22 protein-coding genes are annotated in these 26,434 nt (G+C 43.9%); 16 read left to right on the top strand and 6 right to left on the bottom strand.

Annotation, left to right across the window (positions count from 1 at the left end):
* Nucleotides 1-6: 6 nt before the first annotated feature.
* Together ABEB05_RS05185 and ABEB05_RS05180 are read right to left on the bottom strand one after the other, a co-directional pair.
* The gene (locus ABEB05_RS05185) at nt 7-504 is read right to left on the bottom strand and encodes a DUF192 domain-containing protein (RefSeq protein WP_265788139.1); all 498 of its coding nucleotides are present in this window, start codon (nt 502-504) and stop codon (nt 7-9) included.
* Nucleotides 407-3,286 (bottom strand): WD40/YVTN/BNR-like repeat-containing protein, encoded by a 2,880-nt coding sequence (locus ABEB05_RS05180; RefSeq protein ID WP_265788137.1) that lies wholly within the window; start codon nt 3,284-3,286, stop codon nt 407-409. The genes ABEB05_RS05185 and ABEB05_RS05180 overlap by 98 nt, the downstream gene beginning before the upstream one ends.
* A 233-nt stretch (nt 3,287-3,519) precedes the next feature.
* Here ABEB05_RS05180 and ABEB05_RS05175 point away from each other — a divergent pair, with 233 nt between their 5' ends.
* The 8 genes from ABEB05_RS05175 (at nt 3,520) to ABEB05_RS05140 (ending at nt 13,831) form a co-directional block, all read left to right on the top strand.
* A complete protein-coding gene (locus ABEB05_RS05175) occupies nt 3,520-3,981 on the top strand; it encodes a ribosome maturation factor RimP (protein ID WP_265788135.1) in 462 nt (153 codons plus the stop codon).
* Nucleotides 3,982-4,005: 24 nt separating this feature from the next.
* Nucleotides 4,006-5,256, top strand: a complete 1,251-nt coding sequence (gene nusA, locus ABEB05_RS05170) for a transcription termination factor NusA (RefSeq protein WP_265788133.1) — start codon at nt 4,006-4,008, stop codon at nt 5,254-5,256.
* A gap of 161 nt (nt 5,257-5,417) precedes the next feature.
* The gene (infB, locus tag ABEB05_RS05165; RefSeq protein ID WP_345694236.1) at nt 5,418-8,375 is read left to right on the top strand and encodes a translation initiation factor IF-2; all 2,958 of its coding nucleotides are present in this window, start codon (nt 5,418-5,420) and stop codon (nt 8,373-8,375) included.
* A 35-nt stretch (nt 8,376-8,410) separates the two neighbouring features.
* Complete coding sequence (rbfA, locus tag ABEB05_RS05160; protein ID WP_265788128.1) at nt 8,411-8,788, top strand: 30S ribosome-binding factor RbfA; 378 nt, start codon at nt 8,411-8,413, stop codon at nt 8,786-8,788.
* 97 nt (nt 8,789-8,885) lie between these two features.
* Nucleotides 8,886-9,821, top strand: a complete 936-nt coding sequence (locus ABEB05_RS05155; protein WP_265788126.1) for a bifunctional riboflavin kinase/FAD synthetase — start codon at nt 8,886-8,888, stop codon at nt 9,819-9,821.
* 95 nt (nt 9,822-9,916) lie between these two features.
* Nucleotides 9,917-10,186, top strand: coding sequence for a 30S ribosomal protein S15 (gene rpsO / locus ABEB05_RS05150; protein ID WP_265788124.1), 270 nt, complete (start codon nt 9,917-9,919; stop codon nt 10,184-10,186).
* 169 nt (nt 10,187-10,355) lie between these two features.
* Nucleotides 10,356-12,470, top strand: a complete 2,115-nt coding sequence (gene pnp / locus ABEB05_RS05145; RefSeq protein WP_265788122.1) for a polyribonucleotide nucleotidyltransferase — start codon at nt 10,356-10,358, stop codon at nt 12,468-12,470.
* A gap of 104 nt (nt 12,471-12,574) precedes the next feature.
* Nucleotides 12,575-13,831, top strand: a complete 1,257-nt coding sequence (locus ABEB05_RS05140; RefSeq protein ID WP_265788120.1) for a M16 family metallopeptidase — start codon at nt 12,575-12,577, stop codon at nt 13,829-13,831.
* A gap of 105 nt (nt 13,832-13,936) precedes the next feature.
* On the opposite strand, the gene ABEB05_RS05135 is transcribed toward ABEB05_RS05140, so the two are convergent.
* The 3 genes from ABEB05_RS05135 to ABEB05_RS05125 form a co-directional block, all read right to left on the bottom strand.
* Nucleotides 13,937-14,638, bottom strand: coding sequence for a TorF family putative porin (locus tag ABEB05_RS05135; protein ID WP_265788118.1), 702 nt, complete (start codon nt 14,636-14,638; stop codon nt 13,937-13,939).
* Between the two features lie 130 nt (nt 14,639-14,768).
* Nucleotides 14,769-16,115 (bottom strand): ammonium transporter, encoded by a 1,347-nt coding sequence (locus ABEB05_RS05130; protein WP_265788116.1) that lies wholly within the window; start codon nt 16,113-16,115, stop codon nt 14,769-14,771.
* A gap of 265 nt (nt 16,116-16,380) precedes the next feature.
* Entirely contained in the window at nt 16,381-17,694 is a 1,314-nt protein-coding gene (locus ABEB05_RS05125; protein WP_265788114.1) for a pyridoxal phosphate-dependent aminotransferase, read from the bottom strand.
* A gap of 319 nt (nt 17,695-18,013) precedes the next feature.
* Between ABEB05_RS05125 and ABEB05_RS05120 the strand changes: the two genes are divergently transcribed.
* The 4 genes from ABEB05_RS05120 to ABEB05_RS05105 all read left to right on the top strand — a co-directional run bounded on the left by ABEB05_RS05120 (nt 18,014) and on the right by ABEB05_RS05105 (nt 21,605).
* Entirely contained in the window at nt 18,014-19,510 is a 1,497-nt protein-coding gene (locus ABEB05_RS05120; protein WP_265788112.1) for an asparagine--tRNA ligase, read from the top strand.
* Nucleotides 19,511-19,557: 47 nt separating this feature from the next.
* Nucleotides 19,558-20,619, top strand: a complete 1,062-nt coding sequence (gene holA, locus ABEB05_RS05115) for a DNA polymerase III subunit delta (protein ID WP_265788111.1) — start codon at nt 19,558-19,560, stop codon at nt 20,617-20,619.
* Between the two features lie 65 nt (nt 20,620-20,684).
* Nucleotides 20,685-21,299, top strand: coding sequence for a sigma-70 family RNA polymerase sigma factor (locus ABEB05_RS05110; RefSeq protein ID WP_265788109.1), 615 nt, complete (start codon nt 20,685-20,687; stop codon nt 21,297-21,299).
* Between the two features lie 60 nt (nt 21,300-21,359).
* Nucleotides 21,360-21,605, top strand: coding sequence for a hypothetical protein (locus ABEB05_RS05105; RefSeq protein ID WP_265788107.1), 246 nt, complete (start codon nt 21,360-21,362; stop codon nt 21,603-21,605).
* Here ABEB05_RS05105 and ABEB05_RS05100 read toward each other — a convergent pair.
* Complete coding sequence (locus ABEB05_RS05100; protein ID WP_265788105.1) at nt 21,589-22,557, bottom strand: phosphoribosylaminoimidazolesuccinocarboxamide synthase; 969 nt, start codon at nt 22,555-22,557, stop codon at nt 21,589-21,591. The two genes, ABEB05_RS05105 and ABEB05_RS05100, sit on opposite strands and share 17 nt — an antisense overlap.
* Before the next feature lie 178 nt (nt 22,558-22,735).
* Here ABEB05_RS05100 and ABEB05_RS05095 point away from each other — a divergent pair, with 178 nt between their 5' ends.
* The 4 genes from ABEB05_RS05095 to ABEB05_RS05080 all read left to right on the top strand — a co-directional run bounded on the left by ABEB05_RS05095 (nt 22,736) and on the right by ABEB05_RS05080 (nt 26,425).
* Nucleotides 22,736-23,713 carry a phytoene/squalene synthase family protein gene (locus tag ABEB05_RS05095; protein ID WP_265788103.1) on the top strand — a complete coding sequence of 326 codons (978 nt, stop codon included), beginning with the start codon at nt 22,736-22,738 and terminating at the stop codon, nt 23,711-23,713.
* A gap of 104 nt (nt 23,714-23,817) precedes the next feature.
* Nucleotides 23,818-24,531, top strand: a complete 714-nt coding sequence (locus ABEB05_RS05090) for an esterase family protein (protein ID WP_265788101.1) — start codon at nt 23,818-23,820, stop codon at nt 24,529-24,531.
* Between the two features lie 14 nt (nt 24,532-24,545).
* The gene (accC, locus tag ABEB05_RS05085; protein WP_265788099.1) at nt 24,546-26,054 is read left to right on the top strand and encodes an acetyl-CoA carboxylase biotin carboxylase subunit; all 1,509 of its coding nucleotides are present in this window, start codon (nt 24,546-24,548) and stop codon (nt 26,052-26,054) included.
* Nucleotides 26,055-26,071: 17 nt separating this feature from the next.
* Nucleotides 26,072-26,425: a DUF4260 domain-containing protein gene (locus ABEB05_RS05080; protein ID WP_265788097.1), complete on the top strand. Its 354-nt coding sequence runs from the start codon at nt 26,072-26,074 to the stop codon at nt 26,423-26,425.
* Nucleotides 26,426-26,434: the final 9 nt, after the last annotated feature.

The following is a 26,434-nucleotide window of genomic DNA, read 5'->3' as shown; positions in this document are numbered from 1 at the left end:
GCCTTGTTAAAAGGTTACTTGCATTCCTTCCCGTATATCGTGCGACATGCAATAGCCGGCATTGGTTTCAATAACATACCGGGCGGGTTTCCCGGAGGTTAAATTTTTGTCGGAATAGGGTTGTGTATTATCATGAATACGCACGATCTCTTTATCCGCATTGACGAAAATAATATCCAGAGATAAGGGCGTATTTGCCATGTAAAAGCTGCGTGGTTGATTATCATCAAAGATAAAAAGCATCCCTTTGTCCGAGGGTAAGTCGGTCACATTCATGAGCCCTTCGCTTCGTTCCTGGTTATCATCGGCAATTGCTACGTCAACCGTTGAAATGGAATCTCCCTCTGCTGTCAGAAATGTGACAGAGCGTTCATACTCCAGCTGGCGACCAGAATTGGTATTATTGTCAGTAGTCTTCGAATTCGATTTCTTCTGGTCCTGAGAACACGCGCTGACCAGTATTGCTGTTATTATTAGGAGAAGTAATTTCGAATGTTGTTTCATCGGTAGATCCATTAATATTATAAGTAATTATATAGTTTCCGGGACTTAAATAATCGGCCGTTTCGCCTTCCTTGGCCTCCTGAAGCTTAAGATTCCATTCAAAGGTATTGAAGCCATAGCTGGCCCGATCGGTGAGGGTAGTAACGGTATTATCCTTATTATCTTTCACAGTAATTTCTATAGACTGATTTTGTACCTGCTCGTCTCCAATCCAGTACATCCATTTTGCGGATGGTTCATTAACCGGGCGATAAGGGACCGGGCGCTGGCCCCAATTTTCGGAATGTGAGATATCATCAATAGTAAGAGCCAAAACCTTTTGGTTCTTGTTTTTAGCTACTGTGTGAATAGGTTTGAGATCCATAACATATACGCTGCGCCCGTGTGTTCCAACTATGAGCTCCAGCTCGCGGGGATGAACGACCATATCGTAGGCCGCCACGTTGGGAATATCATTTATCAGAAACCATTCATTGCCATCATCAAAGCTGAGATAGGTACCATGGTCGAAGCCAGCGTACAGAAGATCCGGATACTTTGGATCCTGAGCAATAACATTTGCTACGTCGTCGGGTAGATTCCCTTTTATGGAGTGCCAGTTTTTTCCGTAATCCGTTGTTTTGTAGAGATACGTTTTAAACTCATCGTAACGGTAGCCGTTGAGAGAAGCGTAAGCTGTGGCCGTATAGTGGGGAGAAGCCTGTACCTCGCTAACCCACCGGCGCCGGGGCAATTCATCGGATACCAAATCCCAGCTGGTCCCTCCATCTTTTGTGACCTGTATGTTACCATCGTCGGTTCCTGCCCAGATAACACTAAAATCGAGGGGAGATTCTGAGATAGTGGTGAGAGTGGAGTAGGGAACGTTCCCGCTCGGAAGATCATGAGTTAAATCGGGACTGATAGTTTTCCAGGTTTTTCCAGTATCCATACTCCGGTTGATTTTTTGAGAACCGAAATAAAGAATATCGGGATTGTGATTACTCATTTCGATGGGCGTGTTCCAGTTGAAGCGATAGGGAGCTTCTCCAATATGATGTTTGGGAGTGATGCGTTCGTATTGGCTATCGGACCTGTCGAGCCGAAAGTAATTTCCGAATTGATATCCCATATAGATACGGTCACTATCTTCGGGATGAACGGCTATATGCATGCCATCCCCGCCAAACAGCTGCTCCCATTCATTGCCGTCGTTGGGGGAACCTTGGGAAGAGCCGGTAAGCACTCCGTTATCCTGAAGTCCCCCATAGATGTTATATGGTTCTTCCATATCCACGGCAACCGTATAAAACTGTCCGACCGGGGCATTGTTATGATGGATGAAGTTTTTACCTCCGTCATGACTTTCATAAAGTCCGCCATCATTACCTAAAAACAAGTGTTCCGGATCCTCGGGATCGATCCACATAGCGTGATGATCAACGTGTACATCCTGGTTTTCGGCAATGGCTTTCCAGGTCTTTCCCCCGTCGGTAGATTTTAGCAGGGGAACACCCAGAATATAGAGTTCATCCGGATTCGTTGGGGATACCCGCACCTCACCAAAGTAGTATCCATAGGTATAAATAAGATTATCGAGTGGATAGCTGTTAATCTTATTCCAAGTCTTTCCCCCATCTTCCGAGCGATAGACTTGGGCCCCCTCAATACTACTCTCAAAAAGGGCTTCATTGGCGTCACCCAGATAGTCGGCGAGGGCTTTCGGAGGATATTCGCCCGCCCGGACATCCTCTTTTACGCTTTCAGCAGTGTATTCCCGTTGAAAGTCATTGTTGCGCAAAAAGTCATTTAACTTTTCGTTATCAAGATTTAGAAACTCCTCCCGCTCCATTTCAATAAAGTCGGCTTGCGTCAGTTCATCCGAATCGGTCTCCTTTTTTGTTTTGGTTTCTTTTTGGTTGTCGAGAAAAGCGTAGAGGATATTCGGGTTGCTTTGGCTGATATCCAGGCCGATTCGTCCCACGTATTTCTTATCGGGGAATCCTTTCATTGATTTCTGCCAGCTTTCCCCTCCATTTTCCGAGACATAAATTGCAGAACCTGGTCCTGCTTCGTCGAAGTTCCACGCCTGGCGGTAGCGCTCCCAGGTGGTGGCCCAAAGCTTGTCAGGATTTTTGGGATGTTGGATCAGATCAATAGCCCCGGTACTGTCGGGCGGGGTAAGGGTTTGGGTCCAGCTGTTCCCGCCATCGGTTGTTTTGTATATCCCTCGCACTTCATTGGCGGAGTAAAGGGGACCCATACTGGCTATCCAGGCAATATCCGGATCTGTAGGGTGAGTAATAATACGCCCGATGTGCTGTGAGTCCCGTAGCCCTACAAATTCCCAGCTTTCTCCTCCGTCCATACTTTTGTAAACCCCCGTTCCGGCATAACTGGATCGGCTGCTGTTGTTTTCTCCGGTTCCTACCCAAATAATATCCTTGTCCGCTTGTGATATGGCGAGGTCTCCAATCGTAAGCGTTCCCTGATGGTCAAAAATGGGTTCCATGGTGTTGCCGCTATTATGGGTTTTAAAAACCCCACCCGAAGCAAAGGCAATGTAGAAATTTCTGGGATTTTCACTTTGAACAGCCAGGTCCGTAATCCGTCCCCCGACTACGACCGGTCCGACATTGCGCACGGGATATTCCTTAAAGATGGAGTTGGTTCGCATTTGGTGGCGCTGCTCAATGGACTGGGCTCTTTCCCCGGCAGAGGTAGCCTTGATATCAATTTGTTGAGCTAGGGTGGGAGCTGTGAATAACAGAAAGAGAAGATAGGTAAATATAAATTTTAACATTGAAAGAATGATTTTAATACGCTTCTTTTACAATAGACCTTAAACTCGAAAGAGTATGGTACAAGATTTTCTAAAAAATAAAAATGTAGAAATATAATTTCGAAATAGGGGTCAAAGCATGAAAGAGGGATTGGGAGGGAGTTGTTTTTTAAGAGTATTAACGGTATCTTTGATTGCTTTAAGTGAGCGCCGCAAGGTACTCACTTTTTTTTGTACCTGTAATTACGGAAATTGTGACGAATAGCGTTATAAATAAAATATCAGAGCTGGCTGAATCGGTGCTGTCAACGACCGATTTTTTCCTTGTTGATGTTGAAATAAAAGGCGGGGATACTCCCGAGATATGGGTCTCCGTCGATGGCGAAGATCGCGGAGTAAATATGGACGAATGTGCGGAAATAAGCAATGAGCTGGGGTTTTTAATGGATGCCCACGAGCTTTTTTCCGGACATTATCGCATCAACGTGTCTTCACCCGGACTGGATCGGCCACTGATTGATCGTCGCCAATACCCTAAGAACGCGGGACGTAAGGTTGAGGTAAAATATGAACAAGACGGAGAAGATCTTAAAGTAGAAGGTATTTTGCAGGAAGTAACCGAAAAAGGTATTGCTGTAGAGATCAATGAACAAACGACAGTCAATTTACCTTTTGAGGATCTTGTGGAAACTAAAATTATTCCTTCTTTTAAATAATTCTAAGCATACAGGAGTTAACTGATGTCAAACGACGTATCCAAGAAAATTATTCAGTCTTTTGCTGAAATTGCAAAAGATAAGGATATAGAAAAAGAGCTATTATTATCTATTCTGGAAGATGTTTTCAGAACGATGATTCGTAAGAAGTATGGTTCTGACGACGCTTTTGAGGTAATTTTAAATGCTGATCGGGGAGAAATTCAGATTCTTCATATTCGGGAAGTTGTTCCGGAAGAAGAGTTGACCGATGAAGTGCAGGAGATTACCATAGATGAGGCCTTAGAGCATGATCCTGATTTGGAGTTGTACGACGAATTTGCACAGGAACTTTCCATTCAGGATTTTGGACGTCGTGCCGTGATGATGGCGCGGCAGCAATTGGCTCAGCGCATTCGCGAAATTGAGAAAGATAATATATTTGAAGAATATTCTGACCGCGTAGGTGAAATCGTGCTGGGAGATGTGTATCAGATCCGCAGCCGCGAAATGCTGGTCAACCACAACGGAGTGGAGCTGGTCTTACCCAAGTCAGAACAGATTTATAAGGATAAATACCGGAAGGGCGATACTATACGGGCTGTAGTAAAAGAGGTGAAGCGTTATAATGGTAATCCATCGGTTATTATTTCCCGAACATCTCCGTTATTTTTAGAGCGGTTGTTTGAAAATGAAATTCCTGAAGTATTTGATGGAATTATTGAACTGGTCCGTATTGCCCGTGAACCCGGTGACCGATCAAAAGTGGCTGTTATGTCGCACGACGAACGTGTCGACCCGGTAGGAGCGTGTGTGGGTATGAAAGGTATCCGGATTCATGCCATTGTGCGAGAGCTCCAGAATGAAAATATTGATGTAATCAATTATACGGATGATAAACATGAGTTTATTAAAAGAGCACTTCAACCCGCAGAGGTGTTGAGTGTTGATTTTAGTGAAGACGGAAGCCTTGCCAAAGTACTTGTGCCAGCTGATGAGGTATCTAAAGCGATTGGTAAGGGCGGAGTAAATATCCGTTTGGCATCTAAACTGACAGATTGTGAAATTGATGTCTATCGAGAGGTTGAAGAAGAAGATGATATCGATCTTCAGGAATTTGAAATTGATTTTGGTCCGGAGGTTATCCAGCAGCTTCATGATATTGGGTGTGATACTGCCCGTCAGGTGCTGGATCTGGATGAAGAAGAAATCGTCCGGAGAACCGAAGGAGAGATTACAGAAGATGAAGCTGAACGTATTATAGATATAATTGCGTATGAGTTTGAAGATGAATGATTAAGTATAAACTTACATTTCTCTTCAGCGAGTTTTCCCTTATACTTAGTACGTTAAACGGCTGTTTTTAAATAAATAAGAAACGCACTTTTCAGAAATAGATTTATATGTCGCCAAAGGATAAGCCAAAACGGTTATTTAAAGTTGCATCCGAATTTAACGTGTCTACTACATCTATTGTAGATTCGCTTTCGGATGAAGGCTTTGAGGTAGCCAATAAGCCCAATACCAAAATTACATCTGAAATGTATGAGGTGCTGGAAGAGGTATACGGCGTTGATAAAGCCAATAGTCAACAACACGCCAAAGCAAAGGAAGAGTATGCCAGCCGCCGCGATCAAATTCGTGCCAGCCGTAACGAGAGTGTTTCTATTGAAGATACGCTTGAACCACTCGAAGAAGAGCTGCCCATTGAACCTCAGGAAGAGGTAGAACCTGAAGAGGAGCCCGAAGAAGAAATTGAGGGACTCGAACCTTTGGATGATGAACAGGTTGAGGAAGATACAGAAGAAGATCTCGTTGAAGAAGAGGCAGAAGAACCTGCTGAGGATGAAGAAGTCGTTTCTGAAGAAACAGAAGATGAGACCCTGAAAGAGGAGCCCGAGGAAGATGAAGAAGACGAGGATATTGAGGAAACGGAAATAGAAGAAACCGAAGAGCTTCAGGAAGAAGAAACCGTATCAGAATCAGAAGACGATACGGATGATGATATTGAAGAAAGTGAGGATGAAGAAGCCGAGGAGGTCGAAGAGGTAGAAGCAGAAGAGGAAGACGAATCTGACGAAGAAGACGATGAGGATGAAGAAGATGAAGAGGATGAAGAAGACGATGATGAGTATGATGAGGAGGAAGAGGATTCGGAAGAAGATGACTACGAGGATGAGGATGACTACGAGGATGAGGATGACTACGAGGATGAAGAGGACTACGAAGATGAAGAAGAAACGGAAGAAGGAGTTATTCGTGGTCGTGCCGGTCGGTTAAAAGGGACAAAGGTTCTTGGAAAAGTTAAGATTGACGAGAGTAAGCCCAAGCGCCGTAAAAAACGTAAGCGGAAAAAAGATCGAAAGGGTCAGGATTCTGATAAATCTGATAAGCAGAAGAAGTCCAAGAGTAAGAAAAAAGACAAGGACAAGGGAAAGAAGAAAAAGAAAAAACGTCGAGGTCGCCATAATCGCGTTGATGAAGAGGATGTCGAAGAAAAAATGAAGGAGACACTGCGTAAAATGCAGTCCTCTGAAACGGTAGGTAGCCGTCGACAAAAACGTCGTAGACAGCGAAAAGAAGAGCGCGAGGAAGAAGAGCAGTTACAGGCAGAACTCGAAGAACTTGAAGAAGATATTATTGAGGTCACGGAATTTATTACGGTAAGTGACCTTGCTGACCTGATGGACGTGAAGACCAACGATGTTATAACTACATGCATGGATCTGGGCATGATGGTTTCTATTAACCAGCGCCTGGATGCCAGCACTATTGAGTTAGTTGCCGAAGAATTTGGCTATGAAGTAGAGTTTGTAGATGCCGAAGAGGCTATTGAAGAAATTGAACTGGAAGAAGACGATCCGGAAGATCTCCAGCCCCGTGCTCCTATTATTACGGTAATGGGCCACGTTGATCACGGTAAAACTTCACTGCTTGATTATATTCGAAAATCACAAGTAGCCGAAGGAGAGGCCGGCGGAATTACTCAGCACGTTGGTGCTTATGAGGTGGAAACTGAAGATGGACGTCCGATTACATTTCTGGATACTCCTGGCCACGAGGCATTTACAGCAATGCGTTCACGTGGGGCACAGGCAACCGATATCGTTATTTTGGTTGTTGCGGCCGACGATGCCGTGATGCCTCAGACGGTAGAGGCTATTAACCACGCTAAGGCTGCAGGTGTCTCCATCATTGTGGCTATTAATAAGATGGACAAGCCCGCAGCTAATCCTGATAAGATAAAGCAGCAGCTGGCCGAACACGATGTTATTGTAGAGGAGTACGGCGGAACGAATCAGGCAGCCGAAGTATCCGCAATGACGGGGGAAGGTATTCCCGAGCTGCTCGATAAGGTACTTATTGAAGCTGAGCTCATGGAATTGAAAGCGAATCCCGATCGTCGGGCAGACGGAGTTGTACTTGAAGCCCGGGTTGACAAGGGGAAAGGGATTGTTGCAAATATTTTGGTACAAAATGGTACTCTTAAAGTTGGAGATCCTTACGTAGCGGGTTCTTGCTTTGGACGCGTTCGAGCCATGGAGAATGAACTCGGGAATAAAGTAGAGGAAGCGGGACCTTCTGAGCCGGTACAGCTTACCGGCTTTGATGATATTCCGAAAGCGGGAGACAAGCTTGTGGTTATCGAAAGTGAGAAAAAAGCCAAGGATATTGCCAGCCAGCGTCAACAAATTCGACGCGAGCAAGAGCTGCGCAAATCCAAGCACCTCTCACTTGATGACCTTTCCCGTCGACTGGCACTGGGCGAGGTCTCCGATCTGAATATTATTATCAAGGCTGATGTGGATGGCTCCATTGAAGCGCTCTCGGGAGCCCTGCAAAAGCTCAGCAATGATGAAGTCTCAGTTAATATTATTCATACCGGCGCGGGTGCGATAACCGAATCGGATGTATTGCTGGCCTCAGCATCAGATGCTATTATAATCGGTTTCCAGGTACGGCCGACTTCGAATGCCCGGTCGGTTGCCGAAGAGGAGGAAATTGATATTCGACTCTTTAGTGTCATCTACGATGCCGTGGATGAGGTTAAGGATGCAATGGAAGGTATGCTTTCACCAGAGATAAGTGAAAAACTGTATGGTAATGCAGAAGTACGCGAAATATTTAAGGTTTCTAAAGTAGGAACCATTGCCGGTTGCTATGTTACTGAGGGCAAAATAAACCGAAATAACCCGGTACGCATTGTCCGCGATGGAGTGGTTATTTATGAAGGTGAGATTGATTCGCTTAAGCGATTTAAAGAGGACGTCAAAGAAGTGAAGACCGGGTATGAATGCGGTATCAGTATTGTCAACTATAATGATATTAAAGTGGGCGATGTGATTGAAAATTATGAAATCGTTGAGTCACGGCGTAGCCTCGAAGATGTTAAAAGCGATAGCGATAATGACTAGTCTCGTTCGTTAAAAGCCCAAAGCGAAATAATATTATGAGTATTCGTACAGAACGGCTAAGTGCCGTAATTCAGCGGGATTTAGGAAAGATCATTCAAAAAAGTTATCAGGGCAGTGGTTCATTTATTACCGTTACGAAGGTGGAAGTAACGCCGGATCTAATGATTGCCAAGGTGCATTTGAGTGTATATGCCCCTGGAAAAGATGAAGACGCTCTTTTTGCTCATCTGGAAGATAACAAAGCAGCTATTCGAAAAGAATTAGCCGATAAAATTCGTCATCAGGTTCGAAGAATACCGGAACTTCATTTAATTAATGATCAAACAGCCGAATACGTTGAGAAGATGGAAGGGTTGTTTCAAAAGATTCGTAAAGAGCGAAAAGAACGCGAAAAAAATAATGAAGAGGAATAGCCTTTTTTTGGATTCTTTCTGTGGGCGTTAATTTCACTGTTATTAACTTCTTTTGTTGTTGCAAACGGTTTTTTACTAACCCAGATCTTTTTTAGTAATGGCAGAATACATTTTGCTCAATGAAGCAGACCGCACTTCTAATACGGTATTGACGGTGGGTACATTTGATGGAGTCCACACAGGCCATCGGGCAATTTTAGATACGGTCGTTCGAAAAGCTGAAAAACGTAATGCACGCAGTGTGCTGGTTACCTTTGATCCTCATCCGAGGGATATCATTAATCCCGGTGAGGAAGGTATTAAGTTATTGACGACCATTCAGGAACGTTCAGAGATTATTCAGGAACTGGGTATTGATGAAATGATTGTAATTCCCTTTGATCGCGATTTTTCCCTCCTCAGTTCAGAAGAATTTGTCCGGGATATCATTTATGAAAAAATTGGTGTCAGTGAATTTGTAATAGGTTATGATCACCAGTTTGGCCGGAATCGCGAGGGCTCTATAGAAACTATTGAGGATCTTGGTGCTGAGCTCGGTTTTGAAACCTATGTGGTATCAAAACGGGAAGTGGGGGATCAGGCTGTTAGCAGTACTTCCATTCGAAATATCTTAAGCGAGGAGGGAAATGTCGAATTAGCGACTAAGCTGTTGGAGCGCGCTTACCGGTTGAACGGTACGGTTGTTCATGGAGACAAAAGGGGGAAGGAGATCGGTTATCCGACTGCTAATATCAAGGCCGAACATCCCCAGAAAATTATACCCAAAGATGGAGTTTATGCGGTACGTATCCGGGTTATGGATCATTGGTTTAAGGGGATGATGAATATAGGTACACGTCCCACTTTCGATGGATCTATTCGAACTTTGGAGGTCAATATATTTGATTTTGATCAGGATATTTATGGTAAAGAAATCCAAATTCGATTTTTTAACCGGATAAGGGATGAAGTAAAGTTTGACGGTATCAATGAACTTATCCAACAGCTTAAGGACGACGAAAAAAAAGCAAGGCAGCTGCTTGCGGAACAATAAATATTGCAAAAAATTACTCAATAGTTTATCTTTGACGGCTAATAAGATTAAAACTACGTAGTTGCAGAAAAGAAAATTCAGAATTTAATTATCACATGTCGATAACAAAAGAACGCAAAGAAGAAATTGTTGAAAAATTTGGCGGATCCAAAGAGAATACGGGATCCACAGAAGCTCAAATCGCTATTTTAACTGAGCGGATTAATGATTTAACGGAGCATTTGAAAGATCACAAGCAGGATCATGCCTCGAGGAGAGGGTTATTAAAAATGGTAGGTAAACGAAGGAAATTATTAAACTACCTGAAGAAGAATGATATTGAGAAATATCGTGAGCTTATTAGCGAATTAGGAATTCGTAAGTAATGCATGAGAAGGCACGTTTTAAGAACGTGCCTTTTTTAATGATTGCTTAGCTACACTTTTCGTGCGATCTGGAATCAAGGCAGCCCGTCTCATCTTATACTTGCCTGGTGATTTGATTATCGTTCGCGCATACATTGACGTAAAATTTGAATTGAAGAGAAAATAGACCATGAAAGAAGACTTTAGAAGTATTGAATTTGCGCCGGGTAAAAGCTTATCCATTGAAACCGGTCGTATTGCAAAGCAGGCTGATGGAGCCGTTGTTGTTCGCATGGGAGATACGATGGTACTCTGTACGGCGGTAAGCTCCAAGGAAGCTTCCGATAAGCCATTTTTCCCTATGACTGTTGACCTCCGCGAGAGCTTTTCTGCGGGCGGTAAGTTTCCTGGTGGATTTATAAAGCGAGAAGGCCGCCCGAATGATAAAGAAATTTTGTCCAGCCGGCTGATTGACCGATGCCTTCGCCCTTTATTCCCGGATGGATACACCCATGAAACCCAAATTATCTGTTCAGTGCTTTCATCCGACGGTGAACATGACGGCGATGTGCTGGGCGCTGTAGGTGCATCCGCTGCGCTGCATATTTCCGATGTCCCATTTGCGGGACCTATTGCAGAGGTTCGGGTAGGACGTATTGAAGGAGATTTTGTTGTAAATCCTACCATCAGTGAGATGGAAGGCAGTGACATCGATATGATTATTGGTGGAACTGCAGAGAGTGTTTCCATGATGGAAGGTGAAATGGATGAAGTTTCCGAAGAGGAAATGCTTGAGGCTATTAAAGTTGGCCATGAAGCGATCAAAAAGCTCTGTGCTTTTCAGGAAGAGCTGCGCGAAGAGTTTGGTAAGCCCAAGCGGGAATTTGAGCCGGAGCCTGTTGACGAAGATCTCGAAACCAAAGTGAAGGAACTTGCTCAAGAGAAAGTAAGAGAAATCGTTCATATTGGTCTCGGAAAAGAAGCATACAGCGAAAAGCTGGATGGGCTAAAAGAGTCGGTCGTTGAAGAGCTAACAGGGCAAGAAGAATATGAGGATGCCAAAGATGATATTAAAGACATTCTTAGCACGATAGAGAAGAACCAGCTTCGGGCTATGATACTGGAGGAGAAACGTCGTATTGACGGACGTTCTCCTGAGGATATCCGGGATATCTGGACGCAAGTTGATTATCTGGCACGCACACATGGTTCTGCTATTTTCACTCGCGGCGAAACCCAGTCATTGGTTTCTGTAACACTGGGAACACAGAAAGACGCTCAGTCAATTGATACCCTATTACAAGAAAAAGATAAGAAGTTCTTTTTGCACTATAATTTCCCAAATTACAGCGTTGGAGAAGCTGGATTTATGCGCGGCCCCGGCCGACGTGAGATTGGGCACGGCCACCTTGCCGAACGTTCTATCAGCAAGTTAATGCCATCATTTGATGAGTTCGGATATGTAATCCGGGTTATCTCCGATATTACAGAATCTAATGGGTCGTCTTCGATGGCTTCGGTCTGTGGGGGATCAATGGCGCTTATGGATGCCGGAGTTCCTCTTAAAAAACCCGTGGCAGGAATTGCGATGGGAATGATTGTCGGTGAGAATGAGTCTGTTGTACTCTCCGACATTCGTGGAGAAGAAGACTTTATGGGAGATATGGACTTTAAGACGGCCGGAAGCCGTGATGGAATTACCGCTTGCCAGATGGATATGAAGGTAAGTGGAATTTCATACGAGAAGCTGGAAGAAGCTCTTGAACAAGCGCGCAAAGGCCGCCTGCATATTCTCGATAAGATGGCTGAAACCATATCCGAGCCTCGTGAGCAGATTTCTGAATTTGCTCCGCAGTTTATCAATATGGAAATTGATGCTGATGAAATCGGATCGGTTATTGGACCGGGCGGAAAAGTGATTCAAACCCTTCAGAAAGAAACGGATACCGAAATTTGGGTAGAAGAAGATGAAGAGCGGGAGGTAGGTAAAATTACTATTACCGCCGATGCGCTCTCAAAAGCTGAAGAAGCTAAGAAGCGTATTGAAGGTATTGTCGGGCATCTGGAAGAAGGTGCAACCTATCACGGAACGGTAAAAGCCATTAAAGATTATGGTGCTTTTGTAGAGATTGTACCGGGCAAAGATGGATTGCTGCACGTTTCTGAGATCAATCACAGTCATGTGAAAAATGTAAGTGATGTGCTTTCAGTTGGAGACGAAATTGATGTTAAGCTCCTGAAAGTAGAGCATGGCGGAAAGCTTCGTCTCTCCCGCAAAGCATTGCTCCCCGAAGATGAAAATTGACAGTCTCAATTAGGGCAGTGCATTAAAAAATGATAAAGCGCCATCTCGTTTTTCGGGGTGGCGCTTTCTTTATCATGTCAAGAGCAAAAGAAAAGAATGTTACTATGGATAACGAAAAGCAGGAACAACTGAATTCGGTAAAGAAGACCATACTCGATAATGGTCTGAAGATTGTTACGGAGCGTGTACCCAGCGTAAAAAGTGTCTCTGTTGGTATTTGGGCGAAGACCGGAAGCAGAAATGAAAGTCAGAATTTGTCTGGAGTTACTCATTTTCTGGAACATATGCTGTTTAAAGGTACAGAAACGCGCTCTTCCTATGACATAGCAATGAGTATGGAATCAGTAGGGGGCTATTTAAACGCTTTTACGTCATCAGAATATACATGCTACTATTCGCGCTGCCTTAATACTCAGCTTGATAAAGCGCTGGATGTGCTGTCAGATATGGTATTGCATCCCTCTTTTCCCGAAGAAGAAATCCAGAAGGAAAAGAAAGTGGTTATAGAGGAAATGAAGATGTACCGTGATAGTCCCAATGACTATCTGTTTGAGAAGTTTGGTGCCAAGATATTTGAAGGACATCCATTGGGACGACCAACTTTGGGATATGAAGAAACCGTTTCTTCCTTCAGCAGAGATAATCTTTATGAGTACATGGAAGGGCGTTATCAGCCTTTGAATCTACTGGTGGCAGTTGCCGGTAATGTAGAGCATGAGGAGGTGGTTGAGCTGGTTGACAGGGTCTTTGGAGATATTGAAAATAAAGAACTTAAGGAATTGGACCAGACACTGCCGGAATACCAGGTAGAGAAGCTTAAGTTGACCAAACCCATTGAACAAACACATCTTATCACCGGACGCCGCGGCTTGCATTACGATCATGACGATAAGTATCGTTTGCTGCTGGCCAATACGGTATTGGGAGGCGGAATGAGCTCACGCCTTCATCAGAATGTGCGTGAGAAATACGGATATTGCTATACCATTACTTCCTTTAACCAGTCCTATACCGATACCGGACTCTATGGTATTTATGTAGGTACAGACGAAGAGTATCTAGATCACGTACGGGAGCTTATCAACCGGGAGTTGGACCAGCTGATTGAGGAGCCCATACCTGAACAAGAACTGGAAGAGGCAAAATCTCAGCTTAAAGGAAAGCTTATGCTATCTTTGGAAAGTATGAGCAACCGTATGTCGCGATTGGCTAAAAGTGAGATCTATTTCAACCGTTACATTACGCTTGACGAGCTGGTAGAAAATATTGACGAAGTGCAGGCAGATGAAGTGCAAAAGTTTGCCCGGGAGTTCTTTAGCAAAAATACTTTTTCTGAAGCTGTATTAACTCCTGAGAAATAAAATTCTGTACCTTCCATAAAAAAAGCATCCGCCATTATTCATGACGGATGCTTTCAGGTCCACTAACGTAGGGATAGATAAGGACCAGTAGGGATTGGTAGTTCTTTATAAAGAAATTCCCGCCGTTATATAAAATTGTTCCGTATCAGGATTTAATATAACTGCTCCGCTCACCGGAAGTGAAAAGCTGTCGGTAATTTCTATCTCTTTACTTGTGCCGATACCAATATTCACAATAGTGAATTCAGTATCAGTGGAATGCCATCCATCGCCGCCTCCAATAAACAGATTGGCCTGACCAACGTCATATCCCAACTGGAAGTAAACATCGTCCCCGACCGAACCTCCGCCTGCAAAAATATAATTGGCCGACAGGGAGAGATCTCCAACCGTATATCCGCCGTTTAACTCAAAGGCATGGCTGTCTTCCTCGAAAAAAAGCGTCCCGGGATAATAATAGTCCGTAACTCCCAGACTCAGTCCAAAGTCGAAGCTGTATGCAGTATAGAGATCCATTTCCTGAAAGCCATTACTTGCCGTCCCGGAAGTTATAAGGCCATCAATTCCCTGAGATCCCCAGGCTCCCAGTGTAAATCCACCAGCGCCAAGTTCAACATATGGTTGTAAAGAAGGGCCGGCGTAAGCGACACCACGCCATACATAGGTGCTGTATATATCGACCCCAGTACTTACATTCACTTCCCCATCATCCTGGGCTTTAACCGTTTGAAAGCCTGTGGCTACGAACAGAATTGAAAGTGCGGTTAAGAAGTATTTTATCGTATTGATCTTCGTAAAATTTGTCATAATATTTCTTTAGTGTTTAGGCGGTTCTTTTGAATTGTTTAGGCATTGTTTTGGGCTGACGGGTAGAACCCGCTAAAGTGCTCCCGTCAGCCATTTTATTTAGTGAAAAAATAGGAGAGGATATGCATCGTTATACTTCTCCCGGGATAAACTCATCCGTACCTACGAACTCCGGATAAGCTCGGTTGTCATGTTCGTGGAGGTCAAGTCCTTTCGCTTCGAGTTGACCATTGACTCTAAGCCCCACAGTAGCATCAATAATACTGAACAACACATAACTGACTCCGAAGGTCCATACGAATGCTGCTGCTATACCAAGGAGTTGAACACCGAGAATAGAGGGGTCGAAGGCTCCGGTTCCAAACAATCCGTTGGTAGAGTCGAAAAGTCCTGCAGCAAACGTACCCCAGGCACCACAAACTCCGTGTACAGCGATGGCACCTACTGGATCATCAACAAATTTTTCAATGAATTCGGTAGCGTAAACCACAACAACACCGGCAATAGCTCCGGTAATAATTGCTAAGCCTGGCGTCAGGTTAGCACATCCGGCCGTAATGGCAACCAGACCACCGAGTACGCCGTTGAGCGTCATAGGAGCGTCCGGTTTATCGTCTTTTAACCAGGTAACAATCATAGCCAAAGTAGCACCGGCACCTGCCGCGAGGAAAGTGTTCATGGCAATTAAAGCAATATCAGTACTTCCCGCAGTGGTAGAGCCGGCATTGAAACCAAACCATCCGAACCAGAGAATAAATACACCCAAAGCAGCTAGGGGCAAACTATGACCCGGAATATGATTAGGTTTTCCTTCCTCATCATATTTACCTACACGTGGACCAACAATTAAGGCTCCGGCCAGTGCAGCCCAGCCTCCGACTGAGTGAACAACGGTAGATCCTGCAAAGTCGATGAAGCCAAGGCCTTCTAACCATCCGCTTCCATTAAACAAACCTCCCCATGCCCAGGAGCCAAATATCGGATAAATGAAGGCTGTAATGGCAATAGAGAATAGTAAATAACCGGTAAACTTTGTTCGTTCAGCAACGGCACCGGAAACGATGGTTGCCGCTGTAGCTGCAAAGACAGCTTGGAAAACGAAAAAGGCCCATGTCCAAGTGGTTTCCTGTCCTTCAATTCCTGTTAGGAAAAAGCCATCGGTTCCGATCCATCCTCCCGCAGTGGTACCAAACATAAGGCCAAAGCCCACAGCGAAGAAGACAAGTCCGCCGGCACCAACATCCATGAAGTTTTTCATGATAATGTTGACCGCATTTTTTGACCGGGTGAATCCGGTTTCAAGTAGGGCGAAACCAGCTTGCATAAAGAAAACCAGAATGGCGGCAAATATTGTCCACACATAATTAAGGTTTGTTTGGGTTGCAACAGCGTCTTGCATTGCTGCTGAATCAGCTGCAAATGCATCTGCTACTCCCGCAAATAAGAAAGCCAAAGTTAGAATGCTGTATTTTTTCATTTCTATAACTTGTAGTTATTTAAGTTTTTATTCTATTTGACCTAAGAATATTGAGCCCTAAGCCAAACGCCATTAATGTATTTCGTATTAAAACAATAAACAACTTAAATAATTATTTTTATTTACTGTTTAAATTAAATAATTAAAGAAATTAATATTAAATCGTAAAAATAGTAGGTATATGATATGTAGTGCCTAATATTAGAAAGTTATAGAAGGGGTGTAGTTATGATTTAGGCAATATTAGGCCTTAGAAAGGAGGGCTTTAAGAGAGCAGGTATTTCTCGATATTGTGGGCGATTGTTTGCCAGGTCTGTCGTCTTTTTTTATCGTCGGTTTCCAAAAGGGTAAGGCGAAAACCATGTTTGTCGCTGGCAAATCCCGTAAGAGGTACAACACAGATTCCGGTGGAAGCCAATAAATAATAGACGAAGCGCTTATCCAGTGTAATCTCACTCGTATTCTCCTGCAAAAGGGCTTTAATATCAGCTTGGGGGATCGGAAGTCTTTGATTTTTGGTCAATACCCCATCATCGAATAGTACCGTCATATAAAAAGCGCCCTGTGGTTTTATGACCTTTATACCGTCTACGCTAGAAAATATTTTATAAGCTTCAGCAGCTCGCTCCGCAAACATCTCTTTACGTGCTTCCAAATGATGTTGGTATCGCGGATCACCCATGATTCGGGGAATAGAGAGCTGAGGCAGATTTGTTGAACTAACCTCTAGCATTTTTGCGTTGACAAGTGTCTCTATGTAGGTCTTAAATGCAGGGTAGTGGTCTTGGTTATATACTTCCATCCATCCGCAGCGAGCACCCGGCCATGGGTATTCTTTTGAAATACCGCGAAGAGCAATTCCCGGAACGTCTCCAATGACCTGGCTGAGTGCTGCCGTATCAGATCCGTTATAAATGATATTTCCGTAAATTTCATCGCATATCATAAAAAGGCGGTGATCCCGGGCGATGCCAACCATCTCTTCAAGAATGTATTGAGGATAAACGGCTCCGGTGGGATTATCCGGATTGATAATAAGCAATCCGGCAATAGAATCGTTGTATTTTACTTTTCTGCGGAGATCATCGATATCGGGGAGCCAGTTATTGTCCGGATCAAGCTTGTACGTCAGGTGTTTATATCCGGAATGCGCGGCCTCGGCGGAGGAATGCGTAGAATAAGCGGGAGAGGGACCAATAACGCGTGCCTCTTTCTTAAGGTATCCAAATACTTTGCCTACGGCATCTCCCAGGCCATTGAAAAAAACTATTTCATCTGCAGAGATGGTACATCCGCCTCGTTCATTGACCTTTTGCGCCAAAAACTCGCGGGCTTGTGGATTCCCTTTTGTACTGCTGTAGCTATAGGTACTGTCGTCTTTAACAAGGTCAACAATAATTTCCTTTATCCAGTCCGGAAGTTTTTCTCCTTTTGCAATAGGATCACCAATATTTTCCCAGGTAATTGACAGTCCCTGTTCCCGGAACTGTTCGGCAAGACTTACAATTTCCCGAATTTCATAGGTTAGTTGACCAGATCCGTCGTGCAGGAATTTTCGACGTAGCTTTCGTTTTTGCATAGATAGCGGTTAAACAGTGCCTTTCCATTTTTTAAATAAACACAAGCATAATAAGGATAAACCTAAATAAAAAGGGAGAATTTCACTTTTTCCAAAATGAAATAGCATTCTACTACCGGTTGTTATTGGTCTTAAAAATTGGAGGAGAGAAGTATAAAGTTATTGGACAGGAAGTACTAAATATCAATTCAGGTTAATAAAACTATCCCCCTTCATTCCGTTGATTGTATTTGTAATAACCGCTATCCTTGGGTACAGATTTTAAAAGTCTTATTAGCCAGTATAAAAGAAACAATCAGATCAAGAAAAAGCCTTATTGATGGTTTATATAACAAATTTATCAGATCATGTCGATGAAGAGGTAACGCTCAAAGGATGGGTATACAATTATAGAAGCAGTAAAAATCTCTATTTTCTGGAGTTGCGTGATGGTTCCGGTATATGCCAGTGTGTGGTGGCCAGAGATGCGGTCAGTGAAGAAGTGTGGAATTCCGCCGACACTCTGCGACAGGAAAGCTCGCTCGAAGTTATCGGTATCGTGGTAGAAGATGAGAGAAGTATTGGAGGGTACGAACTTCAGGTTACTGATATAAAGGTAATACAGGTAGCCGAAGATTATCCCATTACGCCAAAGGAACACGGAGTGGACTTTTTGATGGAAAATCGTCACCTCTGGTTGCGCAGCCGCCGGCAGTGGGCGGCCATGCGTGTACGCAATGCTATTATATATGCCATCCATACTTTTTTCCAGGAGCGTGGATTTGTGCAGATGGATGCCCCGATTTTTACCGGTAATGCGGCCGAGGGAACGACCAATCTTTTTGAAACCGAATATTTTGACGAAGAGGCATATTTAACGCAATCAGGTCAGCTTTATGGGGAGGCAATGGCAATGGCACACGGACTCATTTATACCTTTGGTCCTACTTTCCGGGCGGAGAAGAGCAAAACCCGCCGCCACCTAACCGAGTTCTGGATGATTGAGCCGGAGATGGCGTTCTATGATTTGGATATGAATATTGATCTTGCGGAGAATTTTACCAAATTCGTGATCAAAAAGGTTTTGGAGCGATGCGAAAACGAGCTGGAAATTCTGGAAAGAGATACCACTACTCTCAAGAAAACAGTTGAAGAATCGTTTCCCCGTATATCTTATACTGAGGCTGTAGAACGACTCAAAAGCGATGAAATGGCAGATATGCTTGATCAAATGGTGGAAGACCGTAAGCAGGAAAAAACTGAATTGAAGGAAGAGCAGGATGAAATCGAGAAAGAACGTGGACAGGCAAAAAAATGGCGTAAAGCGCAGATAGATCAGCGGATAAAAGAGATCGGAGCAAGGATCGATCAAATTGAAGAAGATCTTCGCAATATACCGGACTGGCGCGAATCGGCACTTAACTTTACTTGGGGCGAAGATTTCGGAGGCAGTGACGAGACGTTGCTCACCATGCAGTATGATACACCCATTTTTGTTCACCGCTATCCTGCAGAAATCAAGGCTTTTTATATGAAGCGCGATCCCGAGGATGAAAATCTGGCCTTGGCGGTAGATATGCTGGCCCCGGAAGGTTATGGGGAAGTGATCGGAGGGAGCGAGCGTGAAGCCGATCTGGATACGCTCAAAAAACGTCTTGCCGAACACGACCTGCCAGAAGATGTTTTCCAGTGGTACCTTGATTTGAGACAGTATGGAACCGTACCACACTCGGGCTTTGGCCTGGGACTGGAACGAACAGTGTCATGGCTGTGTGGACTGGATCATGTTCGTGAGACTATCCCATTCCCCCGTATGATGGGTAGATTAACTCCATAGTTTTTAATGAATTGTTATTTAATATATAATCGATAACCAATAACAACGTGGCCAAAAAGACCAGTATTGATCACTATTCTGATCTCCTGAAAGAACTAAAGTCAGGAGACCGGAAACCGGTGTACTTTTTTTGCGGTGAAGAAAAGTTTTTCCTGGATAAGCTCCAGGATGTGGTGGAAGGATTGGTCCCGGAAGATCAAAAGGATTTTAACTTTGATCTTCTCTACGGTCGCGATGTTACCCCTGAGAAGGTACTCTCCATCATTCGCAGCTATCCTATGATGGCGGATGAACGAGTGGTTATCCTTCGGGATTTTAGTAAGCTTAGCAGCTATAGCGAAGAGAGTAGTTACGGGGGAGAAACTGATGATTTTATTCCCTACCTGGAAAATCCCAATCCAACAACGCTGTTTGTTTGCATAGATTCAAAAAAGCCAAACGGACGTACAAAACTCGGGAAGGCTATAAAAAAAGGAGAGCATGTCCGTTATCAGGAATTTGAAGAGGTACCGGATTATAAGCTGGCCGACTGGATTATGAACTGGGTAAAAAACCAGCATAACAAGACTATTCGTCCACCGGCGGCACAGATGCTGGCACAATATGTAGGGAGCGATTTGCAGCTACTGTCCACAGAAATAGATAAAGTGTGTACTTTTGTGGACACTTCCGATGCGATAAAAAAAGAGGATATAAAAAAAATAATCGGCCTTTACCGCGAATATTCGGTGTTTGAGCTAAAAGATGCCCTATTTGAGCGAAATCTTGATGAGTCCCTCTTTATTGCGGAACAGATGTTGCAACACTCTAAAGCGAACACGGGAGAAATTATTCGTTCCGTGGGGTTCTTTTACAATGTATTTTCAAACATCTGGCAGATTCAGCGTCTGTCCGCAAAGGGTAATTCGAAAAAACAAGTTCAGAAAACCTTAGGTGTCAGTAACAACTGGTACTTTAACAAATTGTGGAAAGACGCTTCAGCTTTTAAGCTTTCGGAGATGCCCAGAATTTTTGAAACATTACTGGATGCCGATAGAGCGGCAAAAGGTTTTTCAACAATGGACCCCTCGACGATACTTCTCCTGATGATTAAGAGAATCATCAACTGATACCCATTAGCGGTTGTTGATGATTCTAAACATTGTCAATCGCAAATTAAAGTGGGTCTACTTTTATGGAAGCATTATCCAGAGCAGAACTTCAGCAGTTATCTGATGAAGACTTAATGGAGCATTTTCAATCTGGTTACGAGCAAGCTTTTAACTTATTAGTCGAACGCTACCAAGATCGGTTGCACAATTTCTTATATCGATATACGCACAATCACAACGACTGTGAAGATTTAGTACAGGAGACGTTCTTTCGTGTCTTTCGCAGTCGGCATTCCTATGAGCGTATAGCTAAATTTTCTACTTGGATGTACACTATCGCCATCAACCTGGCGAAAAGTTTGTACAAAAAGAAAAAACGGATGACAAAAGTCACCATCCATAAGGATCCCGACGATTCCGAAGATCGTCCTATGAAGCTGGAGGATCCAGATATCCTTCCTGACGATGTTTTACACGAAAAAATGTGCATGGATGAGCTGGAAAAGGCCCTTATGGAGCTCAGCGAAGATTTCCGTGAGGTGGTTGTTCTGCGGGATATCCAGCAGCTTTCCTATGATGAAATTTCCGAAATTGCTGATCTGCCCATGGGTACGGTTAAGTCGCGTATTAACCGCGGGCGGGCAAAATTACAGGAACTTTTAGAAGATCACGTTTTTCCGGGAACAATTACCGCATAAATTCGGTATAGGGTAATAAATGAACTTGTTAAATCATTTATTACCCTTATTTTTTCACTTATGGATATTACCGAATTTGATCGTGATGAAACACTCACCGATTTTTTAACTGATTATATAGATGGCAATTTAAATCGTGCAGAGCAGGAGTCGTTCGAGGATTATCTTTCCCAAAACGATAAAGAACGTAATTTTGCACGAAAAGCTATGCTGGGAAAAAAAGCCCTTAGCCGCCTGGCTGATAAATATAACACCTCTGGGAAGAAGAGCAGCTATTCCTCAGAACCCGCTATTGATATTGAGTAAATATCTCCTGCAACTTATTATTCAGGTCATTGATATTAATAGGCGTGGGCTCAAAAAATTTACCCGTCAGCTTCTCAAATAGCTCGGAATAACGCTCAAATACCTTGATCCGCAAGGAGTCCGGCAGGTCGGGAAGCGTTTGCCCTTCTTTGCCCTGGAAATCGTGCTCCATAAGCCATTCTCGCAGAAATTCTTTTGAGAGTTGTTTTTGAGGGTTCCCTTCTTTTAGTCTTTGTTCATATCCCTCAGAATAAAAGTACCGGGAAGAATCCGCAGTGTGCACTTCATCTATAAGTGTTAGCTCACCATTGCAAAGCCCGAACTCGTATTTGGTATCTACCAGAATGAGTCCCTGTTTATTGGCAATTTCTTGTCCCCGCTCAAATATTTGAAAAGCCTTCGTCCTGATTTCTTCCCAAAGGTCGGGCTCAACAATTTCATGGTCGAGGATTTCTTTTTCAGAAATATCCTCATCATGTCCCTCTTCGGCTTTTGTGGCGGGAGTCAATATGGGTTCTTCAAATCTCTGATTTTCAACCATTCCGTCGGGCAACTCAACCCCGCATAAAGTGCGCTTCCCTGATTTATAAACCCGCGCAGCATGGCCAGTCAGGCAGGCACGGATAACAACCTCGATAGGAATGGGTTCGCATCTTTTAGCAATAGTAACATTGGGATGGGGAACGTCAATAATGTGTGTATTTACCAGGTCGTCCACTTTATCAAAAGCAAAGGCGGCAAGGCTGTTCAAAATCTGCCCCTTATAAGGGATTGCCTGTTTCATAATATGATCAAAAGCCGAGATGCGATCACTGGCTACGATACCCAGTTTATTATCTCCCAGAGAATAGACATCCCGTACCTTGCCGCGATAAGGGGTACCCGCAGCGGGTACATTTGTTTGGGTGATACAATTGTTGAGATCTTGTTTATCAATTGAGTAGTTTCCCACGATTCAAATAGTTAGCTAAAATTTTAAGTCATTTAGAAAATCGAAAAAAGTTAAGAAGAATTGAAATTTTCCTGCAGTTTTCTCTAAATCTTTAAAACTAAAGTATGGAGCATGGGAATGATTTAAATATCCCATCATGTTGATATAGTGAACGCTTTATCAAATAGTGGCTCTGTTTATGAATGACCTTTTGCGCATTCCGTATAACTTTATAAGGCCTTTGTACCGTCGTACTTCTTTCCATCGTTCTGTTATTGATGAGCTTGATGAAGGGCACCTCAAAGAAGCCTATGCTCGCTGCAGGGCGATAACCCGGGAGCATGCCAAAACGTTCTACATGGCCACGCGTTTTTTACCCAATCACAAACAGCGGGGAATCTTTGCCATTTATAGCTTATGCCGCTATGTGGATGACCTGGTTGATGAAGCGGAAGATCTGATCGCAAAGGAGGAACTGGATATTTCAGATGTAAAAGTACGACTGAAAAGGTGGAAAAAGAACCTGCAAGAAACCTACGAGGGACGTTCCTTTGAAGATCCGATTCTTACGGCTTTTTCTGATGTGTTAAGGCGATATGATATCCCTATAGAGCTACCATTTGGGCTCATGGAGGGGGTATGCATGGATCTCTATAAAAGCCGATACCAAACTTTTGATGAGGTTTATGACTATTCTTTTAAGGTAGCATCCATTGTTGGATTAATGACGAGCCAGGTGTTCGGTTATGAGTCCAGGGAGGCGCTAGGCTATGCGGTAGATCTGGGCATTGCCATGCAGCTGACCAATATTTTACGGGATGTAGGTGAGGATTTGCGAAAGGGGAGGATTTATTTACCGCAAAATGAATTAGCCAAGTTCGGAGTTTCGGAAGAGGATCTTTTTTCTCACTCATTAACACCCTCCGTGAAAGAACTATTGGCCTACCAGATTGACCGGGCTCGACGGTACTATGACCGTTCCGAAAAGGGAGTCTCTTTACTTGCCAGAGATAGTCGGCTCCCGGTTTATTTAGCTCGTTATAACTACAGTCGTATTCTGGATAAAATTGAAAAGAACAACTACAACGTTTTTGATGTGCGTGCTTATCTTAATACCACTGAAAAACTTGCGATCATTCCCCGTGTCTTTTATCAAACTAAGATGGCCAATTCCTGAATAGGATCATATTGATCCGGGAACAAAATTTACACTAAAGCATAGTATCTGTTATATTCCACTTTAAAAATATCTGAAGGCCAATAAACTATTAAGAGGATGTAATGGATAAGGAGAAAATACAGTGGCGTAGCCCTAGCCTGGGCAAGGATATGGAGATTGTTATTTACGGCTCCTCTGGTACGCCGGTGATCGGAATTCCAACCAGAGGCGCAAATTGTCATCAATGGGAGAAATTCGGAATGGTGAACGCCATTTCCTATCAGCTTAAAAATGGCTTTAATCAGCTTTACTGTATTTCCTCAGTAGATAAAGAAAGCTTCCTGAACGATAAAGTTACACCATCACAGCGACTAGTACGGCATAATCAATTTGAGTCGTACCTTGTGGATGAGGTGGTGCCCTATATAAAGGATCACAATCCGATTGATTATACTATCGTAGCCGGAACCGATTTGGGAGGATACCATGCCATAACCACGGCACTTAAACATCCGACTGCATTTGACAGAGCCATTGGTATGAGCGGCGTTTATGATATCAAGCGGTTCATGGATGACTATTATGAGAATGATGTATATTATAACAATCCTATGGATTTTGTCCCCAATATCAATAAGCAATCGCTGTTAAACGACATCCGGAATGTGGACTTCAGGCTGGTAAGTTATGAAGAAGATCCCCGGCGCGAGTATGGCCGGCGCCTAAGTAATATATTTAGCATGAAGTTCATTGAGCACGAGCTGGATATTTGGAATTTAGAAACAACCCACGAGTGGGACCAGTGGCCTCAAATGCTCAAAACGCATATAATATAAATTGGATTTATAAGATGGCTGATATATCTAAAATTCTGATTGCAAATCGCGGTGAAATTGCTCTTCGCATCATCCGAAGTTGCCAGGAGCTGGGCAAGCAGACGGTAGCTGTATATTCTACCCCGGATGCCGATGCCCCTCATGTGTTGCAGGCCGACGAGTCGGTACATATCGGTCCCGCCGCTTCCTCTGAGAGTTACCTGGTCATTGATAAAATCATTGAAGTTGCTAAAGAAACCGGGGCCGATGCTATTCATCCCGGCTATGGTTTTTTGAGTGAAAATGCGGAGTTTTCCAGGCGGTGTAAAGAAGAAGGCGTTATCTTTATAGGTCCCAATCCCAAGGCTATAAGCACGATGGGAGATAAAACGGCGGCCCGGGAATTAATGAGCAAAGCCAACGTTCCTTTTCCACCCGGGACCAAAAAAGAACTCAAGGATATTGAAGAAGCCGAGGCCATCGCCGACGAAATCGGCTACCCGGTGCTGGTTAAGGCGGCTGCCGGGGGCGGAGGAAAAGGCATGCGCATTGTAGAAAACAAAGATGAGTTCCGATCAGGTATCAAGGCGGCAAAATCAGAGGCCCGCAATTCTTTTGGAGACGATCGCGTCTATATCGAAAAATATCTGGTAGAGCCACGGCACGTGGAATTTCAAATTATGGCGGATAAGCACGGCAAGGTACTCCATATTTTTGACCGGGAATGCTCCATACAGCGGCGCCATCAGAAAGTCATTGAAGAAGCACCCTGTTCTATTTTAACGCCCGAGCTTCGCTCCGAGATGGCCGATGCTGCAATAGCGGCAGCCCAAGCAGTAGATTATGTGGGGGCCGGGACCATAGAGTTCCTGGTAGACGCTGACCGTAATTTCTATTTCCTGGAGATGAATACGCGTCTCCAGGTTGAGCACCCGGTTACCGAGTTGATAACAGGATTAGATCTGGTGGCACTGCAGATTCTGGTTGCGGAAGGCAAAGAGCTTCCTTTTGAGCAGCAGGATATTGAAATGGAGGGACATGCCATTGAATGCCGAATTTACGCAGAAGATCCAAGGGATAATTTTTTGCCTAGCACCGGTACGCTGACCAAACACCGCATTCCGTCAGGTAACGGTATTCGAGTGGATGCAGGAGTAGAGGAGGGACAGGAAGTGTCCATTAATTACGATCCGATGATTTCCAAGCTATGTGCCTATGGGAACGATCGAAACCACGCTATCCGCCGCATGCTGCGTGCCCTGGAAGAATATGAGATTGCCGGCTGCCGAACTACTATTCCTTTTTGCAGATATGTGTTGAGCCACGAGACCTTTGCAACCGGGAATTATGATACTCACTTCGTAGGGGATCATTTTTGCACCGAGAAACTGGATGAATTCCAGGATATCGATAAAGAAGTTCAGGCGTTGGCCGCCAGCCTATTAAAAATTTCCGGGGAAGGTGGAAGTGAGACCTCTCAAAACAGTACCACGAATAAAACAGCTTCACGGAATGTTTCAGAGTGGTGGAACAGCCGTAAATAATTAAAGATCCAAATCAGATGAAGACGCTATTACGTATTGAAGAGATTGGTATATTTGCGCTGGCCATTTTTCTCTTTGCACAAACAACTTTTGACTGGTGGTGGTTTCCGCTCTTATTGCTTGCACCGGATATAAGCATGGCCGGATATCTTTTTAATCCCGGAGCTGGTTCGGTACTCTATAATATATTTCATCACAAGGCCGTAGCCGTCGTATTATATATGGTCGGCTATACATGGTCGATGCCGGTAATTGAATTGGCAGGCATTATCATATTGGGGCATGCCGCAATGGACCGTATTTTTGGATACGGTTTAAAATATGCTGATTCTTTTAAGCATACGCACCTCGGGTGGATCGGTAAAAAATGAGTGTTCAAT

This window comes from Fodinibius salicampi, assembly GCF_039545095.1.
Lineage (GTDB): Bacteria > Bacteroidota > Rhodothermia > Balneolales > Balneolaceae > Fodinibius > Fodinibius salicampi.
The sequence above is the reverse complement of the archived record's forward strand: the minus strand, read 5'-3'. Positions and strand labels throughout refer to the sequence as shown.